This is a genomic window from Nostoc sp. 2RC (assembly GCF_014222165.1).
GTDB classification, from domain to species: Bacteria; Cyanobacteriota; Cyanobacteriia; order Cyanobacteriales; family Nostocaceae; genus Nostoc; species Nostoc linckia.
Genome location: NZ_JACKZU010000006.1, coordinates 43,690 through 59,037, shown reverse-complemented (window position 1 = coordinate 59,037; position 15,348 = coordinate 43,690). Strand labels below are relative to the sequence as shown.

8 protein-coding genes and 1 tRNA gene are annotated in these 15,348 nt (G+C 37.3%); 3 read left to right on the top strand and 6 right to left on the bottom strand.

All coding sequences use genetic code 11. The features are described from left to right. Both GNE10_RS36330 and GNE10_RS01810 read left to right on the top strand, forming a co-directional pair. Window positions 1–1,675: AAA family ATPase (locus GNE10_RS36330; protein WP_311774780.1), on the top strand; the 1,675-nt coding region annotated here is incomplete at its 5' end. A 35-nt stretch (window positions 1,676–1,710) separates the two neighbouring features. Then, window positions 1,711–5,766: an AAA-like domain-containing protein gene (locus tag GNE10_RS01810; protein ID WP_311774779.1), complete on the top strand. Its 4,056-nt coding sequence runs from the start codon at window positions 1,711–1,713 to the stop codon at window positions 5,764–5,766. Window positions 5,767–5,891: 125 nt separating this feature from the next. Here the strand turns inward: GNE10_RS01810 and GNE10_RS01805 are convergent. The 3 genes from GNE10_RS01805 to pdhA form a co-directional block, all read right to left on the bottom strand. Then, window positions 5,892–5,963 (bottom strand) — tRNA-Lys (locus GNE10_RS01805). A gap of 60 nt (window positions 5,964–6,023) precedes the next feature. Then, window positions 6,024–6,893: an aldose epimerase gene (locus GNE10_RS01800; RefSeq protein WP_185563394.1), complete on the bottom strand. Its 870-nt coding sequence runs from the start codon at window positions 6,891–6,893 to the stop codon at window positions 6,024–6,026. A 288-nt stretch (window positions 6,894–7,181) separates the two neighbouring features. Further along, the gene (pdhA, locus tag GNE10_RS01795; protein WP_185563393.1) at window positions 7,182–8,216 is read right to left on the bottom strand and encodes a pyruvate dehydrogenase (acetyl-transferring) E1 component subunit alpha; all 1,035 of its coding nucleotides are present in this window, start codon (window positions 8,214–8,216) and stop codon (window positions 7,182–7,184) included. A gap of 800 nt (window positions 8,217–9,016) precedes the next feature. Between pdhA and GNE10_RS01790 the strand changes: the two genes are divergently transcribed. Beyond that, a complete protein-coding gene (locus GNE10_RS01790; RefSeq protein WP_185563392.1) occupies window positions 9,017–11,341 on the top strand; it encodes an IMS domain-containing protein in 2,325 nt (774 codons plus the stop codon). Window positions 11,342–11,484: 143 nt separating this feature from the next. On the opposite strand, the gene dhaL is transcribed toward GNE10_RS01790, so the two are convergent. The 3 genes from dhaL to GNE10_RS01775 all read right to left on the bottom strand — a co-directional run bounded on the left by dhaL (window position 11,485) and on the right by GNE10_RS01775 (window position 15,189). Then, window positions 11,485–12,123, bottom strand: a complete 639-nt coding sequence (dhaL, locus tag GNE10_RS01785) for a dihydroxyacetone kinase subunit DhaL (protein WP_185563391.1) — start codon at window positions 12,121–12,123, stop codon at window positions 11,485–11,487. 1 nt (window position 12,124) lies between these two features. Next, on the bottom strand, window positions 12,125–13,198 hold the full coding sequence (gene dhaK / locus GNE10_RS01780) for a dihydroxyacetone kinase subunit DhaK (RefSeq protein ID WP_185563390.1): 1,074 nt from the start codon (window positions 13,196–13,198) through the stop codon (window positions 12,125–12,127). 206 nt (window positions 13,199–13,404) lie between these two features. Continuing rightward, the gene (locus GNE10_RS01775) at window positions 13,405–15,189 is read right to left on the bottom strand and encodes a hypothetical protein (protein ID WP_185563389.1); all 1,785 of its coding nucleotides are present in this window, start codon (window positions 15,187–15,189) and stop codon (window positions 13,405–13,407) included. Between the last annotated feature and the right edge of the window lie 159 nt (window positions 15,190–15,348).

Below are 15,348 nucleotides of genomic sequence, written 5' to 3'. Positions count from 1 at the left end.
CACTATAAAAAATTATCAGATTATTCAACAAATTTATGAAAGTGATAATTCTTTAGTCTATCGAGCTATTCTTAAGCCTGATAATCAACCTATTATTTTGAAGATTCTCAAAGAAAACTATCTTAATCCTTCAGAACTAAATCGTTATAAACAAGAATATGAAATCACGCGCTCAATCAATGCTGATGGAATTATTAAAGCCTATGGATTAGAGCGATATCAGAATAGTTTAGTAATGTTTTTAGAGGACTTTGGCGGTAGATCCTTAAAAATTTTAACATCAGCTCGGCAGTTTATTTTAGAAGAATTTTTAACTATTGCTTTAAAAATCACCGATAGTTTAGCTGCTATTCACAACGCCAATATTATTCACAAAGATATTAATCCTTCAAATATTGTCTACAACCCAGAAACTGGTCAGGTTAAGATTATTGATTTTGGCATTTCTACTCGTTTACCGCGAGAAAATCAGACGATTCACAATCCAAATCAACTAGAAGGAACTTTAGCTTATATTGCTCCAGAACAAACTGGTCGAATGAACCGGGGAATAGATTATCGTAGTGATTTTTATTCTTTAGGCATCACATTCTATCAATTGTTAACCAATCAGTTACCGTTTGAAACAATTGATGCAATGGAATTAGTCCATTACCACATTGCACAACAACCTGATGCACCTCACCAGCGAATACCCTCAATTCCTTTGATAGTTTCTAAGATTGTGATGAAATTATTAGCCAAAACTCAAGAGGAACGATATCAAAGTACTAGAGGGTTAAAATTTGATTTACAAAATTGTCTTTATCAGTTACAAAATTCAGGACAAATTAAACAATTTTCTTTAGCGCGCCAAGACATTTCTGATAAGTTCCAGATTCCCGAAAAACTTTATGGACGAAACCAGGAAGTAACTCAACTATTAAATACTTTTGATCGAGTTAGCAAAGGCACAACTGAGATGATGCTAGTTTCTGGTTACTCAGGTATTGGCAAATCTGCCTTAGTTAATGAAATTCAAAAACCTATATTGCGCCAACATGGTAACTTTATCAATGGCAAATTCGATCAACTAAAGCGGAATATTCCTTATGCAGCAATTAGTCAAGCTTTTCAAAGCTTAATACGACAGATTTTAACTGAACCTGAATCTGCACTACAAACATGGAAACAACAAATTTTAACAGCTTTGGGAACTAATGGTCAGGTAATAATTGATATCATTCCAGAAGTAGAACAAATAATTGGTAAACAGCCATCGATTGAGCATTTAGAAGCTACTAAAGTTCAAAATCGGTTTAACTTATTATTTCAAAAATTTATTAGCGTATTTAGCAAAAAAGAACATCCATTAGTTATATTTTTAGATGATTTACAGTGGGCAGATTTATCATCTTTGAAGTTGCTTGAAGTATTGATGTCTGCTCCTAAAAACTTAACTTTATTAATTATAGGAGCTTACCGAAACAATGAAGTTAGTGTTACTCATCCATTAATCCAAACTATAGAGCAAATAAAAAAAGCCGGTACGCTAGTAGATGAGATAGAGCTTAAACCTTTAGAAATTAAAAACATTAACCAACTCATTGCTAATACCATAAAATGTTCAGAATCAAAGTCAAAGCCCCTAGCAAAGTTACTAACTGCTAAAACTCAAGGCAATCCTTTTTTTTAACTCAATTATTGCATTCACTTTATCAAGAAAAGTTATTGATATTTGATAAAAATTTAGGTTATTGGCAGTGGGATTTAGAACAAATTCAAAAAATTCAAATAACTGACAACATAATTGATTTAATGATTAATAAAATTACTAAGCTAGATAGTCAAACACAGAAAATTATCAGATTAGCTGCTTGTATTGGAAACCAATTTAATTTAGATTTTTTATCAATTGTCAATAAAAAATCTCAAGGATTGACATCTCAAGAACTTCAGCAAGCAGTACAGGAAGGTTTAATCGTACCACTAAATAATAGTTACAAGATGCCTCTACTTTGGAGTCCAGATGAAATACCGAGCGATTCTTCTGAAATAGCTGATGCTTTTATTCCCAAATATCCAGAATTAATCCCATATAAATTTTTACACGATCGCGTTCAACAAGCTGCCTATTCTTTAATTCCAGAACTAGAGAAAAAAAAGCTACATTTACGAATAGGCTACTTGTTGTTAAACAATTTTACAGAACATCAAATAAATGAAAATATTTTTAAAATTGTTAATCAACTCAATGAAGGAATTGAATTAATTACTAAACAGTTACAAAGAAAAAAAATTGCTAAATTCAATCTTGAAGCCGGAAAAAGAGCAAAAGCATCAACAGCCTATGAAGCATCTCTCAGGTATTTAGAAATCGGTCTAAAATTATTAGATAAAAATAGCTGGAAGTCTCATTATATATTAAGTTTAGAAATCTATACAGAAACTATAGAAACTCTTTACTTAAACGTCAAATACGAAGAAGCGGAAGAGTTGTCTGTTATTGTTCTCCAGCAAGCTAAAACTATTCTTGATAAAGTCAAAATATATCAAACCAAAATTCTTTTGCATAATGCTAAACTTCAGGAACAAATTGCCATAGATATTGCAGTTAAAGCTTTAGCAGAACTAGGAATAAATATTGCTCAACATCCCCATGAAATAGTTAATAAAATTATCCAAGAACAGGAATTTTTACAGTCTTATTTAAAAAAAACTTCGGTTCAGGCTCTTTTGTATCTTCCCCAAATGACTGATCCGTATAAGCTTGCAGCTATGTCAATATTGCAGCAAATTATGACTTCTACAATAGTGACAAATTTTTTGTTATATCTTGAGGCTGTATTAATACAAGTTAATCTTTGCATTCAATATGGAAATTCTCCTCATGCACCTTGCCCTTATTCTCTTTACGGAACATTTATATGTAAGGGAATGAAAGGACTTAATATAGATAGAAATATTCAATTAGGATATGAATTTGGTCTACTCTCTATTAATTTAGTAGAAAAATATAATCTTGTTAAATTAAAAGCCTTAGTGATACATGATTATTATGGCTTTATCTGGCATTGGAATTATTGGATTCGGGATACCACTGCACAAGAAAATTTACTAGATGCTTTCCAAAGAGGAATTGATGTTGGCGATTATGAATATGCTTTTTTTGCCTCTGTTAGTTATTGTTTAATCAGATTTTTTGGTGGATATCCTCTCGAAGAAATTGAAAATAATTTTACTAATTTTATTCAATTGATGGAAAAGGTAATGCAAGAGTATTCTGCCTTTTATGCCAAAAAATGCCGACAGATGATAATTAATTTAATGGAGAATTCTTTAAAACTTGATAATACATTTAAAGATGATAATGATTCGATCAATCTTAATACTTGGTTGTTATTCATTAATTATTTTACAAAATTAATGAATTTTTATATTTTTAAAGACTTTAAGCAAGCTTCCCAAAACGGAATTCAAGCCGGAGAATACGTTGAAAATATTAGTTCGTACATAACTTTACCACATTATATTTTTTATTCTTCCCTTGCTTTGCTTGCTAATTATAAAAATTCTTCTAAAAAAGAGCAAACATCAGTAATTAGACAAATTAAAATTAATCAAAACGATATGAAAAAGTGGGCTAAACATTGCCCAGAAAATTTTCAGCATAAATATGCTTTAATAGAGGCTGAAAAAGCGCGAATTTTAAGACAAAATTGGCAAGCTGAAGAACTTTATGAACAAGCTATTCAAGGCGCTAAAAAATATCAATTTATTCATGAAGAAGCCATAGCTTACGAGCGTGCAGGGGAATTTTATCTTGAAATCGGTAGAGATAAAATTGGTTATTTTTATTTAAAAAATGCTCATTATTGTTATCTTCAATGGGGAGCCATAGCCAAAGTTAAAAATCTGGAAGTCGAATACCCACAATTGTTAGTAAATGTCAAAAATCAAACAGATAATCAGGATATCAATAGCACTATCTCTACAAGTAATAATGATAGTAAAAAACTTGATTTGATAACTGTTGTTAAAGCCTCACAGACCATAGCTGGTGAAATCACCCTTGATAAATTGTTAAAAAAACTGATGAAAATCTGTATTGAAAATGCAGGCGCTCAAAGAGGTTTTTTAATTCTTGAAAAAGACAAACATTGGGTGATTGAAGCTGAAGGAGGAATGGATGATGATAATGTTACGGTTTTACAATCTATCACTCTCGATTTTATTGATACTGTTAGCAATTTACCTCTTCTTCCCACTACAGTTGTTAACTATGTCCTCCATAGCCAGGAAAACGTAGTTTTAGATGATACACAACATGAAGGGCAATTTATCACCGATCCTTACGTTACTGTTGTGCAACCTAAATCGATTCTTTGCATTCCTTTACTTAATCAAGGTAAATTAATCGGCATTCTATATTTAGAAAATAATTTAATTACACACGCATTTACTCCAGAACGCATTGAAATCTTAAAAATTCTTTCTGCTCAAGCAGCTATTTCTATTGAAAATTCACGTTTATACAAACAATTAGAAAATTATAATCGGAATTTAGAAGAAAAAGTTGAAGAACGAAATCGAGAACTGTTAAAAACATTAGAAGAACTAAAAGTTACTCAAGAAAAACTAAAATTTGAAAACGATTTACTTAAAAGTTCAGAAAAACTCTCAAACTATGATTATCAAATTGGCGGTAGTTTACCAATGGATGCTCCGACCTATGTTGTGCGTTCTGCTGACCGCCACTTTTATCAAGCACTGAGGCATAGTGAATTCTGTTACATCTTAAATGCCAGACAGATGGGTAAATCAAGTTTGATGGTACGGATGATGCATCATCTTCAGCAAGAAGGATTTAGTTGTACGGCAATTGATTTAACCCGCATTGGTAGTGATGATATTACCCCGGCTCAATGGTATCTGGGGTTAGCAGTGGAGTTATGGCAGAATTTTGATTTGTTAGATAAGGTAAATCTTCCAATTTGGTGGAATGAATACAAAGATTTATCGCCCACCCAAAAATTGAGTCAATTTATTGAAAATATTTTACTGAAACAAGTCCAGAGTGAAAAAATTTATATATTTATTGATGAAATTGATAGCGTTTTAGGTTTAAAGTTCTCTGTAAATGATTTTTTTGCTTTGGTGCGCTTCTGTTACAACCAGCGTAGTCTAAATGTAGAATATCGACGTTTAACTTTTGCTTTCTTTGGCGTAGCAACACCCTCAGATTTAATCTCAGACCATAAGCGAACGCCATTTAATATTGGTCAATCAATTCAATTACAGGGTTTTAAAGAAGATGAAGTTTATCCTTTAGGTGAAGGTTTAAAAGAGAAAGTGAACGATGCGATCGCCATTCGTAAAATAATCAGAGAAGTATTACACTGGACAAACGGACAGCCTTTTTTGACTCAAAAACTCTGTAAGCTGATTCGTAATTCTTCATCTATGATTTTGGCAAATACTGAAGCCGAATGGATAGAAAATTTGGTCGTGACAAATGTGATAGATAATTGGGAATCCCAGGATGAGCCTGAGCATTTAAGAACAATTCGCGATCGCATTTTCAATAGCGATTTACAAGTTAACAAACTCCTAAAGCTTTATCAGCAAATTTTACAACAAGGGGAAATACCTTCTGTTGATAGTCCAGAAGAAAAAGAATTGCTCTTATCAGGGCTAATTATTAAACACCAAGGTTCTCTGAAAGTCCAAAACCGTATTTATCAATTGATATTCAACCAAAATTGGATTGAACGGTATATCTCTTAGCAACCTCCAACCCAAAATATACATCAAATTTCCACTTAATGAAGTACACTAGCTAACCTTACTCACTAGGTCGATAGACTAATTTAATTCTGAATTCTGACTCCTGAATTCTGAATTCTCTTTTATGGGTCGCCCGGGATTCGAACCCGGAACTAATCGGTTAAAAGCCGAGTACTCTACCGTTGAGTTAGCGACCCTTTCTTTCATTTCGCAACTTTGCCATCATAGCATAGACATATATGGATTTGTAAAGGGGCTTAGAAAAAATTTGCTGTCAACCTTACAGATGCCGTGTAGCTGCCCCCTGGATCTAATATAGTGAGATTTTCGCCAGTGTTTAGAGAGTTGCGAGCAGCGCTCCAGGGTTCGAGACAGTAGAAGTCTTTGCCCTTGAGCGTCCAAAATACCAAAATGGGATATTCATCGCCATAATCTAAAGTCAGCTTCAGCTTGCGGTTATTGTCAGTCACACTTGCTGATTTACTGGTTAGCTGCTTAAAGGCAACATCAATTTCATCTTGGTTGAAGTCAAAATTGCCCTTAAAGGGGTGAATTTCTTTGGTTATTTGGTCTTGATACTCCTGAGAGGGAATTTCAAATTCTAGCCCATTTTTATCGAAGGTCAGAAAATAGGGGTGAAATCCCGAAGAAAAGGGCAATGGCGCGCTTGAAAGATTTTGATACTGCTGGTGAATTTCTAAGGTATTACCTTGGAGTTGGTAAGTGAAAATTACCTGAAACTCAAAAGGATAAACAGCCCGTGTTTGCTCGTTGCTGCGGAGGACAAGGGTGAGGCTAAGTTTATCTTGAGTCACTTGGTCGGTGACTTGCCAAGGTAAATCACGGGCAAAGCCATGTTGTTTGAGAGTATATTGTTTCCCGTCGTGAGTGTAAACGTTATCTGGTAAATTGCCACAGATAGGAAACAAAATCGGATTTCCGCCTCTGACACTCAAATCAGGGTTAGCAAAGCGTTCAGTATCCAAATAAAAAATTTCTTGCCCCTGTATCCGCCAACGGGTAATAATACCACCGCGTTCTGGGACAACTTCCAATTGAGAAGCAGCCGCTTCATCTGAAAGGATATAAGTTTTGTACTGTTGCTGTTGAACTGCAATGGTAAACACAAATTTTAGTCCAAAGTTGAGGGGATAGTTGGGAGTTAAAGATTATAAGTTAGGAGTTAAGAGTTAGGAGTTAAGAGTTAGGAGTTAAAGATTATCAGGACTTACGCACAGGCAACGGAAAATCTAACCACAGAGGACGCAGCGAAAAGTCGGAGCGCCGGCTTCCGGCGTACACCGAAGGGGTTGCCGCAGGCATCTGAACTTTTCAAGACAGAAGACACGGAAGAATAAGAGTTTCAGAGAGTTTTTGCGTAAGTCCTAACTCCTAACTCCTAACTCCTAACTTTGTTACTCGTCTTCTGCAAAAACGAAACGATACAATTCGCTTGGGTCTGGTTCGGGGCTAGTTTCAGCGAATTTCACTGCTTCGTCGATTAATTCTTGAATTTTACGGTTGATGCCTTTGAGTTCTTCTTCGGTGGCTAGGTTGTGCCCCACTAAATAAGCTGCCAACTTTTTAATTGGGTCGCGGGCAAACCAAAATTCTTTCTCGGCTTTGCTACGTAGTTCGTCGGGGTCTGCTAAGGAGTGACCGCGGAAACGGTAGGTCAATGCCTCAATTAATGTCGGGCCTTCTCCAGCACGGGCGCGGGCTACGGCTTCTTGGGCAACAGTATGCACCGCCAACACGTCCATACCGTCTACTTCCACGCCCACCATGTTAAATACGCTGGCTTTTTTGTAAATCTCTGGTTGGGAAGTTGCGCGATCGTGGGCCATACCAATTGCCCACTTATTATTTTCTACCACGAAAAGAATTGGCAATTTCCAAAGAGCCGCCATGTTTAAGGTCTCAAAAAACTGACCGTTGTTGGCTGCACCGTCGCCAAAAAAGCAAGCTGTCACTTGGTCGGCGGTTTTGTCTTTTAGAACTTCGCGGCGGTATTTGGTTTGAAAAGCGGCTCCGGCGGCTACAGGAATTCCTTCTGCGACAAATGCATAGCCTCCCAGTAAGCGATGTTCGGCGGAAAACATGTGCATGGAACCACCGCGCCCTTTGCTGCAACCCGTGGCTTTGCCAAATAATTCTGCCATGACTTCTTTTGCTGGTACTCCCGCACTCAAAGCGTGGACGTGGTCGCGGTAGGTACTGCAAACGTAATCTTCACCAGGGCGCATTGCCTGGATAATGCCGCTGGAAACAGCTTCTTGACCGTTGTACAAATGGACAAAACCAAACATTTTGCCCCGATAATACATCTCAGCGCATTTGTCTTCAAATAAGCGCCCTAGTACCATGTCTTCATATAACCTTAACCCTTCTTCTTTAGTGATGCGGCTAGTGGCAACATCAAATGCGGGTAAAGTACGCTCTTGAACCATTATTTTCCAGTATCCCTGTTGTACAACTTAAAGTTACGGTCTTAAATAAGTCGATCTGATAACGTCTAAGCCTTTAACAGGTTAGCGTTTGCAAGACTCAACAATCAAGCTTTATTTATGCACCAAAAAAGGATTTTGGGGAATAGGTGGATTTTTACTTTTTGGGAAAGTAGGTGGTGTCATTTTAGATACAATTGAATTTCCCAAAGGAAATTTTAACTTTTGCCCCCATAACCCTGTAGTATGTGACTCAAAATGGGACATCTGCTGTTTGGGGTTTTTTTTGTCTCACCATTCCCCTTAATACAGTACCAATCAAGATAGACTGGTTTCTGCATACCCATTAACAATTTAAAAAAAATGAGGCAAAAGTTTCTATACCTAAATAGGTAATTGTAATTAAAGGTTAAATATGATATGATTCATGTCTCCTGTTATCAGGGTCAACCACCAAAAGTAGTAGTTTACTGACTGCATACTAGGGAAAGTCCCAAAAAAAAATCTATAGATTTCTGTAACCACAACATTTATGCCCTGACAACAGCGGTAGTTGTGGTTTATGGTATCGAAGATTGTATTAATCAAAAAATACTAAGAATTAAGACAAAAAGCTTAAGCTTTCTAGGCGAAGGCAAAAAATTAGTACTAGAATGTGACTCAAAATTTCGGGAACGTACAAAACAAGTAGTTGCAATATACACTTGTAGAGTAGATTCTACACGGCATTATTATGGCACGGTTTTACTGGCCTGGAACGCTCTAGGTGAATTATGTCGATCGCGGTGCAGGGGAAGTGGACTGTGCGAATTCCGCTAGATTACTACCGAATTTTAGGACTACCGTTAGCGGCAAGTGACGAACAATTGCGGCAGGCATACAGCGATCGCATTGTACAATTGCCAAGACGTGAGTATTCAATCGCAGCAATTTCTTCTCGTAAACAACTTATAGAAGAAGCTTACGTGGTTTTATCAGATCCAAAACAACGCAGTACTTACGATCACCTTTATCTCGCCCACGCCTATGACCCCGATAACGTTGCTGCTGGCACAGTAGCAGGAGAAAATCCCAAAGAAAGCCAAAAAAGAATCGTTGATGTTCAAAATTTGGGCATTGATGTTTCCCAAGACCAATTAGTTGGCGCTTTGTTGATTTTGCAAGAATTAGGGGAATACGAACTCGTACTCAAACTAGGTCGTCCTTACCTAGTGAATAAAAACGGTGTTTCCGGTAACAATAAAGGCAATAATCTAGCAGAGGCAGAAATTCCCGAAAGTCCAGAACGTCCCGATGTCGTTCTCACCGTTGCCCTTGCTTGTTTAGAACTAGGACGGGAACAGTGGCAACAAGGTCACTACGAAAATGCAGCTGTATCTTTAGAAACTGGTGAGGAATTGCTAGTTAGGGAAGGGTTATTTGCCAGCGTACAGGCAGAAATTCAAGCAGATCTTTATAAATTGCGGCCTTATCGAATTTTAGAGTTATTGGCACTACCTTTAGAACAGACTGCCGAACGACGCCAAGGCTTGGAATTATTGCAAAATCTTTTAGAAGATCGTGGTGGCATTGATGGTACCAATAGCGATCGCTCTGGTTTAAACATAGATGATTTTCTACGTTTTATCCAGCAATTACGCAATTACTTAACGGCCGCAGAACAACACAAGTTATTTGAAGCCGAAAGCAAACGACCCTCTGCTGTTGCCATTTATTTGGCTGTTTATGCTTTAATAGCCAGAGGATTTACTCAACGACAACCAGCTTTAATTCGTCAAGCAAAACAGATGCTAGCGCGTCTGGGCAATCGCCAAGATGTACATTTAGAACAGTCATTATGTGCATTACTTTTGGGGCAAACCGAAGAAGCAACTCGTGTTTTAGAACTGAGTCAAGAATACGAAGCTTTAGTTTTTATTCGGGAAAAATCTCAAGATTCTCCAGATTTATTACCAGGGTTATGTTTATATACAGAACAATGGTTACAACACGAAGTATTTCCGCATTTTCGAGATTTGGCAAACCAGCAAGCTTCTCTCAAAGAGTACTTTGCTAACCCCCAGGTGCAAGCTTATTTAGAAGCATTGCCAAATGATGCCCAAACAACTAATGAATCTGGTGTCATTAATCCCCAGCTATTTCAACAGCCACAAACCAATAATCCGCGTTTTCCTCAAAATTCAACTGGGACTTTTCGACAATTCGATCGCCATTCTACACCCAACCTAGATTTACCAGAAACACCAACACAAGAAGCACCAGAATATTCCAACTCCTCGCCACCAAAATGGAATTCATCTGAAACTGTCAAACCAGAAGTAACTGCTGCACCACTTCCTACTGCTGAACGCATGACCACAGCTACTAATCAGTATTGGAATGGTTCGGCGAGGACTACAGCAGCGAATCAAAACCAAAAGCGTAGGCGAAGAAAACCTACTCAACCTGTTAGCCGAGAACGTATACCTGAGAATCGTCCTCGTCCTCGTCCACGGCGGCGGCGGCGAACTTTTGCTAACACAATAGAAGGTAAAACACGGCTGGTGTGGAGAGTGTTTATTTCCCTTGTGACTCTATTAGTTTTCTGGGTGTTAGCCACAACAGCTTTTGGATGGATAAAAAATCTATTTTTCCCCACACCACCTAAGCATGATTTACAGTTATTCGTACAAATAAATCAACCACCAGTATTTATTCCCGAACCTAGTAAACCACAATTATCACAAGGAACTTTAACAAATGCAACGGCTGAGGAAGTAATTCAAACTTGGCTATCTACAAAAGCCGCAGCTTTAGGGCCTAATCATCAAATTAATAATTTAGACAACATTTTAACTGGTTCGGCTTTATCTCAATGGCGGCTGATTGCTCAACAAGATCGCTCAGATAACCGCTATCGTAAGTACGATCATAGCCTGAAGATTGAATCTGTAGAAAATGGTGAATTATTTAGCGATCGCGCCGCTGTGGAAGCTACAGTTCAAGAAGCTACACAGTTATATGAAAATGGCCAATTTCAAGGTTCTTCCAATGAAAAGTTGCGAGTCCGGTACGATTTGATTCGCTCCGGAGGCAAATGGCGTATTCAGAGTATATCGGTTGTGGTTCAAATAAGTTGGAATTTTTAGATAATATCTACGAAAAGCCAATATTTAATTAATCATCTCGATTGTTAAGGCACAAGTCAAAAAAGGGTGTGATTACCATACTATTCCATTTCCAATCAAGTGATTTTATCCGTGCTTTAGTATGAACATTAGCAATCAGATAATTATTCCCCAGAACTTTGTAACACCTCTAACAAACTCTTCAACATCAAATAAGCAGAAGTCCCTCCCGGATCTTGATGTCCAACACTTCTTTCTCCTAAATAACTAGCCCGTCCTTTTTTCGCCTGCATTGGTATAGTTTCCTCCAACCCTTTTTGGGCAGCCACTACAGCTTGTTGCATAGCTTCCACAGTACTTTGGTTTTCTTCTACAGCTTGCCTAAAAGCCGCCACAGCTGGAGACAACACGTCTATCATTGTCTTGTCTCCTAGTTGAGCTTTGCCACGTTGCAGCACGCCGTCTAAACCTGCTTGCAGTAGTTGTAACAACTCTTGTTTTGTTAATTGCTGTTTAAGAACTACCACAGCACTAGCTCGCAAAAACCAAGTGCCGTAAAGAGGGCCGCTAGCACCGCCAATAGAAGAAATCAAGGTCATACTCACGGTTTTGAGAATGCTGCCAATGTCCTTGTCTGCAACATTGGGTAACTGAGCGATCGCTTTTTTAAATCCACGATCCATATTTATCCCGTGGTCAGCATCTCCAATTGCTGCATCTAATTCTGTCAAATATGTTTTATTCTGCTCTATTTCCGATGCAAATGCCTGCAACCATTGTAATATCTGCGCCTGAGTCACCATATCAAACTCCCCACCGCCAACTCGGTGTTTTTACTGGTGCATCCCATAACCTGATGATTTCATCATCTAATTTCAGCAGAGTAATGGAACAACCTTGCATTTCTAAAGATGTAATATAAGACCCGATTAAGTTGCGGACAATTTGCAATCCTTGTTGCTGGCAGATTTCGGCAAGTTTGCGGTAAACAAGATACAATTCCGAAACTGGAGTACCACCCATACCATTGACAAAAGCTAATAAGCGATCGCCTTTTACCAGTGGTGGGTCGATGAGTTCCACATCTGTCCATTCTCCTTTGTCTTCATCCCACTGGCGCACTGTACGAGTGTATGCTGTATCTTCAATGAGCGATCGCGTCAAAATTTCGGTAATCTCATCTACTGATTTTATATTTGTACGTTCTATTCCTGGCTCACCGTGAATACCGATGCCTAATTCAATTTCGCCATCGCCCAATTCAAATGTCGGCGTTCCTTTGGCTGGTGTGGTACAAGATGTTAGAGCAATTCCCATACTTCGTCCATGCAAATTTACTCGCCGACACAAATTTGCTATTTGTGATAAATCATACCCTTCTTCGGCTGCTGCACCGCAAATTTTTTCCGCCAGTACTGTTGTTCCTACACCCCGTCGTCCTTGGGTATACAAACTGTCCTTGACTGCCACATCGTCATCAATCAAAATATTTAGCGACGGGATGCCCTCAGAACGCACTAATTCCGTTGCCATTTCAAAGTTCATCACATCGCCACTGTAATTTTTGACGATATAAAGAATACCAGCCCCTCCATCTACTTGCTTGGCTGCTTCTAGCATTTGGTCAGGAGTAGGGGAAGTGAAAACTTCACCAGGACAAGCTGCATCAAGCATTCCTCTGCCCACAAAGCCAGCGTGCATCGGTTCGTGACCGCTACCTCCACCAGAAATAATTGCTACTTTTCCTCGAATCGGTGCATCAACTCGATAGACAAAAGTGGGGTCATAGTTGACTTTTATTAAATCAGAATGAGCAACTGCCATACCCTCTAGACTTTCGCGTACAAAGTCTTCTGGCTTGTTGATCAGCTTTTTCATGGTTTGGTCACTTCTGACAAACAGTATTTAGAATCAGTCAACAGTTAACATTCCTCAGAGCTGATGCTGCGATCGTAATGCTCAAAAAAGCATAAAGACCGACAAATGCAGGAAGCCTTACCCAACGGACGAAACTGATAACTGATAATAAAGATACACGATTGCAGACCATTTAAACTTTATGTATGGCAAACCTCCATAGCAGACTAATATTTTAGAATAATATACGAATCATTTTCATAGACTTTATTCAAGGTGATTTTCTTTTCTGGAAAAATATACGGTGACTGAAACTCAAATATTGATTTTGTTTGGTCTTTGGGAGTTAAATATTTTCGGATATAGTTTCTGCCAAATCCTACTGCATCCTTAATTCTGGGATAATTTTCTACTTTTGTATACAAAGAATCACTAGCAATTACAAAATACTGAGGATTTTTAGCATAAATATAGGAATGGAAAATAGCGGTTCTTCCCTCCACTGTTGATTGAGGTGCAGGAACCTGGAATTCTTTGGGTAATAAAGATGTAATCTCTGAATCAATTTCTCGTGGAAAAGCAGTCCATACAAGGGAAAACTGTGTAGCAGTTGTAGTTAATTGCGGATCTGACAAGTACGCCGCCATTCCATATTCTTGCCACTCTAAAAAATCAAATGCTATTCGAGTCTTTGGGGGTTTATTGAGAGAAATAAAATTAATAACTTCCTTGATTGATGGTGGTATCTTTTGAGCGCTTACACTACCACTTGCATAAGGAAAACTAAACGTACTAGAAAATAATATGACTAGTGTAAGGCTTGCAATAACTAACTGCTTTCCTAACCTTTTATTAATCACAGAGAAAGCATCGACAGTTTGAGCAATAATGATAGCGATCGCAGTGGTTATAAAAATATTAGCTAAGTACAAATATCGTGATAGTGGATCGATCGCACCTTGTAAAGCTAACAGAATTGGCAGTGTTAATGCAACCAAAAAGAAAATTGCCCAGATAGTAATGGGATAATTCACTATCCATAAATTAAAATTATTGTAAAACTTAATAATCAGAGCTTTGAAATTTTCTTGAGTTTTTGCAACCTTATTAGACTTTACATGTCCACGCTCTTTTAACTTTAAATAAGCTAAAGGAAGAATCCAAATTAAAGAAAAGACAATAATTTTTTTGCTAGCATTGAAAAAATAAAACAGTAGTGTCTTAGCATATTTTAGTCTGTCTAATCCTTTTCCTCCCCATAACTCTCTGTCATAAAGATGGGTTCCCTCTATTAAAAAAGGAGTTCCTAATATTTGAGCAAGTGCTACTAATATTGTCATGCATACAAGCAATATCGCTGATTTCCATTTTTTATGTCCTATCAGGAAGACTCCAGCAACCAAGGAAAAAAATAGACTCTCCGAACGACAAAAATATGCTAAAATAAACGATAAAATGGAAATTATAATATAAACAAAGTGTTTTTGATTTTTTACATAACTAAATACATTATAAATACCAAATGCAATAAAGAAAAAAGCGTATGCTTCAGCCATTGGAGTATGGGCTAAGTTCATCATTAAAGGCGTGCAAAAAGACAACAACAAAGCTAAAAGCCCTGTGAATTCATTAGTTTGCACAGCCACAGAACGACCAATAAAAAAGAAACCTAGCAACACAAAAGTAACGCTAGTTAATTCAACAGCTTTGATACCTACATTAATATCCGACGCCATTGGAGAAAGAACCAAGCGTAGAATTAAAGACTGAATGATAAAGGGAACTGGCGGCCATGCTGATACCCAATATTTTAGATCTAAAGCTTTGCTCGGTTCATGAGCAAACTGCATCGCTATGGAAAAACGGCCTCCTTTATCACCCTCTCCTAAAAATAATTTATCTGAGAATATTGAATAGCTATAAATAGAAAAAATAACTAATAAAATTAAAATTCCTATATAAAAAGACCAATTTAATAGAAACTTGGAATTGTGTTGTGGAGATTTAGACATAGTTTTTTGTAAATCGATCCTAATGCTTTTCATCAACCAAAATTCACAAATTGCAATGAAATGATCTAAACGCAATTATTTCAAAGCTCAGAGCAATTAACAGTGTTGTAACTTGTTATATTACTCGTTACCATGCCACTAACTTAATAGCTCATATTT